At 37.4% G+C, this 3,757-nt stretch carries 5 protein-coding genes and 1 tRNA gene; 4 read left to right on the top strand and 2 right to left on the bottom strand.

Translation table 11 applies throughout. From position 1 onward, the window contains the following. Together Q0983_RS11785 and Q0983_RS11780 are read left to right on the top strand one after the other, a co-directional pair. The coding region (locus Q0983_RS11785; RefSeq protein ID WP_299553247.1) for a hypothetical protein at window positions 1-184 on the top strand (184 nt) is incomplete at its 5' end. Between the two features lie 82 nt (window positions 185-266). Continuing rightward, on the top strand, window positions 267-1,391 hold the full coding sequence (locus Q0983_RS11780; protein WP_299553244.1) for a C1 family peptidase: 1,125 nt from the start codon (window positions 267-269) through the stop codon (window positions 1,389-1,391). Window positions 1,392-1,418: 27 nt separating this feature from the next. Here Q0983_RS11780 and Q0983_RS11775 read toward each other — a convergent pair whose 3' ends face one another. Continuing rightward, window positions 1,419-2,633, bottom strand: a complete 1,215-nt coding sequence (locus Q0983_RS11775) for an FtsX-like permease family protein (protein WP_299553241.1) — start codon at window positions 2,631-2,633, stop codon at window positions 1,419-1,421. Continuing rightward, window positions 2,634-3,029, bottom strand: coding sequence for a 30S ribosome-binding factor RbfA (gene rbfA, locus Q0983_RS11770; protein ID WP_299553237.1), 396 nt, complete (start codon window positions 3,027-3,029; stop codon window positions 2,634-2,636). Window positions 3,030-3,147: 118 nt separating this feature from the next. Between rbfA and mce the strand changes: the two genes are divergently transcribed. Together mce and Q0983_RS11760 are read left to right on the top strand one after the other, a co-directional pair. Beyond that, entirely contained in the window at window positions 3,148-3,546 is a 399-nt protein-coding gene (gene mce / locus Q0983_RS11765) for a methylmalonyl-CoA epimerase (RefSeq protein ID WP_299553234.1), read from the top strand. A 127-nt stretch (window positions 3,547-3,673) separates the two neighbouring features. Then, a tRNA-Ile gene (locus tag Q0983_RS11760) sits at window positions 3,674-3,747 on the top strand. Window positions 3,748-3,757: the final 10 nt, after the last annotated feature.

The following is a 3,757-nucleotide window of genomic DNA, read 5'->3' as shown; positions in this document are numbered from 1 at the left end:
CCTTGGCTCTCCCCTTAAATTTAAGGGGAGAATGAATTTCGATTTTCTTAAAATCGGAAGAAAGAGGGGTTTTTATCCCAATTATTTTGACAAGTTGGGAAATTTATATTTGGAACGCAATATGGAGTTATGGTACTGGAAAAGTTTGGAGATTACCAGTTTACACACTGATTTTTCCGGTTAGGCTTTTTAAGAGGCATCTTATTTTATATTTTAGCAGTAAGGCCATCAATATTTTTTAAAATAAATTGAATTAAACCATTACTATGCTTAAAAATGTTCTTTTTTTCATCGGAATTCTATGTTCATTAGGAACTGTAAATGCACAAGCACCTTATGCATTTACAGAAATCATCGATCTGGAAACCACGCCGGTTATCAGCCAGGGTAGAACAGGTACCTGCTGGAGTTTTTCCAGCACATCGTTTTTAGAGTCAGAGATTATCAGGATAACCGGTAAGTATATAGACCTTTCGGAAATGTATACCGTTAGAAATACCTATCCTAAAAAAGCAGAGAACTTTGTGATGCGACAGGGTAAAGCGCAATTCAGTGAGGGTGGTTTGGCTCATGATGTACTTAATTCGGTAGCGGAATATGGTTTAGTGCCTAATACTGCTTTTACAGGATTATTAGATAATGAAATTAATCATAACCATGCAGAACTTTCTGCTGTACTTAGAAGTATGGTAGAAACTTATGTTGAAAACCCCGCTAATAAACTAAGCAAAAAGTGGAAAGGAGCTATAGATGCCGTACTTTCAACTTATTTAGGAAGTAATCCAACAACCTTTGAATATGAAGGAAAGCAGTATACACCGCAGTCTTTTTTAGAAATGACCAAGCTTAACCCATCTGATTACGTAAGCATAACCTCTTTTACACACGCGCCTTTTTATAGCGAATTCATTTTGAATATTCCGGATAATTGGAGTAACGGAAGCTTTTATAATGTGGCATTAGATGACATGATGAGCGTTATTGATTATGCATTAGAAAATGGCTTCACTATTGAATTGGATTGTGATGTAAGCGAACGTACATTTTCTTCAAAGTCCGGGGTTGCTGTTATTCCTAAATCATCTGAAAACAACAAGAATGCTTTGAAAGGGGTTTATCCTGAAAAAGCAATAACCCAGGAGTTCCGTCAGGATGAGTTTGAAAACTTTACAACCACAGATGACCATTTAATGCATATTACCGGCATATTAAAAGACCAAAACGGTACAAAATACTACAAGGTAAAGAATAGTTGGGGGACTGATGCTTCCAGGAACGCCAATGGCGGTTATGTGTATTTCAGTGAAAGTTATATGCGTTTAAAAGCCATTAGTATTACGGTTCATAAAGAGGCGGTACCCAAGGGTGTATCTGAAAAACTAAGTTTATAAAAAGTTTTATTAAGAGATTACCGGAAGTTAGTTGTTTTTAACTAAAGCCTTCGTAATTCTTGCCGAGGCTATTTTCGAAGCTACAATACCTAAAACGGAAATAGTAATAAAGACCAGGATAAGATTGGTTAGCTTTATTTTTGCGGGGTAAGCCAGTGTGGGCGTAATGTAAACCTTTAAAAAGTCCGGCCCGTAAAGCTGATTTGAAATAAGTAGCAAGCCTAATAAAATACCGATAAATCCACCCACTATACTCATTAAACTCCCCTGATAAAAGAATATTTTTCTAACATCCTTCAGGTGAACGCCCATATTGAATAAGGTGTTCAGGCTTTGTTTTTTATCCAGCATCATCATGATAAGCGAGCCTATGACATTAAAAAAGGCAATGATCAAAACCAGTGTAAAGATCAGGTATACCGCCAGGTTTTCGGTATTGAGCATTTTATAAAGGGCATCGTTTAATTGCGTTCGGTTTTTTACAATGACCTTATCCCCTAAAACGGCTTGTATTTGTTGCTTAGCGGTTTCTTCATCGGCATCGACGTTTAATTTAAACTCTAAAGCTGAGATTTGATCCGGGTTATAATTAAGCAGGTTTTTTGCCAGGTCTAAAGAGGCGTAGACGTAGTTATCGTTTAGATTTTCGTTGATATAAAACACGCCGACATTAACCGCCCTAATGGTATTAAAGGCATTTTTTGTGGAGGTTATTTGTTTCTTGCCGGGTTTGGGCACGTAAATGTTTATGGCTTTTGAAAAATCCAGAACACCAATAGATAAGGTATTTGCAATACCCCAACCAGCAACGATTTGATTCGATTTTTGGTCTAACCAACTGCCATGGTCTATTTGAGACTCGATGTTTACAACCTTTTGAAAGTCACCGTCAACCCCTTTGATGGTGGCTAAACTCTTTTTCTCTTCGGACGTAATTAAAACACGTTCTTCAATAATTTTGGAATACAACGCAATGGCTTCCAGATCGTTAAGTTTTAAAACGTTTTCGTCTGTCAGCGTAAAGGATTTGCCCGAAGCAGCTTCAGCTTTTAGGTCGGGGTCAACAACATTGGAAAATTCTAAGGTAAAATCTTTTAAACCGGCAAAACCTGAAAGGACCACAAACAAAGAAGCCGAGCCCAAAATAACACCTATAAGCGCAATGTAGGTTATAAAATTTATAGCATTGTTAGAGCTCTTAGAGCGTAAGTAACGTTTTGCTATATATAAGGAGACATTCAACTAAGACTTTTTTCTTTTATCAAGTAGGTCGGGGTTTTCAATGGGGTTGTCCAATCCTTTTAAAGAACGGTCAATATTATCGATATATTCTAAGGAATCGTCTATAAAAAAGGTTAGATCGGGCATTCTCCTTAGTTGGTTTTTGGTGCGTTGTGCCAGTTCATACCTGATGGCAGCGGTATTGGCTTTAATACCTTCAACCAGTTCTTTAGCGTTTTTATTTGGAAAGATACTCAGGTAAACTTTGGCAATAGACAGGTCCACCGTTACTTTTACTTTAGTAACGGAGATCAGGGTGCCTTTCATACCGCCATCGGTGGCAGCTCTTTGAAGTACATCCACCAGGTCGCGTTGTAATACCGAGGCTATTTTTTTCTGTCTTTGACTTTCTTCCAACTTGCTTTATTTTTTGAATACCCTTTTAAAGGTTCTATGGTGCAAAAATAACAGATATTTTGATGATTTTCATCTTTTTGCATTCACAAATTTCGTACCTTTCTTTAAAAGAATCATAATGAACAAAATTGAACATATAGGTATTGCTGTTAAAGATTTAGAGGCGTCTAATGCCCTCTTTTCCAAACTGTTTGGAGCGCCTCATTACAAAATAGAAGCTGTTGAAAGTGAAGGCGTCAAGACCTCATTCTTTAAAGTTGGTGAGAATAAAATAGAGTTATTGGAAGCCACAAAGGAGGATAGCCCGATAGCTAAATTTATAGAACGGAAAGGTGAAGGCATTCATCATATTGCCTTTGATGTTGATGATATTGAAGCCGAAGTCCGGCGATTAAAAGCCGAAGGATTTATTGTTTTAAACGAAACTCCTAAAAAAGGTGCTGATAATAAGCTGGTTGCTTTTTTGCATCCGAAAAGCACTAATGGTGTATTGATAGAACTGTGCCAGGAGATTTAGATTCCTGCTTTCGCAGGAATGACAATTTCAAAGGAAACCCTGACACTTTGTGTCTTGAGGGTCTCTTTTTAAGTAAAAAAGGCTTGCAGTATATTAAAAATAGTAGTAATATTGCACTCCAATTTCAGGTCCTATAACTCAGTTGGTTAGAGTATCTGACTCATAATCAGAAAGTCCCTGGTTCGAGCCCAGGTGGGACCACGAAGTGGTA

Origin of the sequence: Seonamhaeicola sp. (assembly GCF_028281565.1) — a bacterium.
Classification (GTDB): Bacteria; Bacteroidota; Bacteroidia; order Flavobacteriales; family Flavobacteriaceae; genus Seonamhaeicola.
The sequence above is the reverse complement of the archived record's forward strand: the minus strand, read 5'-3'. Positions and strand labels throughout refer to the sequence as shown.

Bases quoted from the DNA above. Each gene is read 5' to 3' on its own strand.
- mce (WP_299553234.1), top strand. From the start codon at position 3,148: ATGAACAAAATTGAACATATAGGTATTGCTGTTAAAGATTTAGAGGCG.
- Q0983_RS11780 (WP_299553244.1), top strand. From the start codon at position 267: ATGCTTAAAAATGTTCTTTTTTTCATCGGAATTCTATGTTCATTAGGA.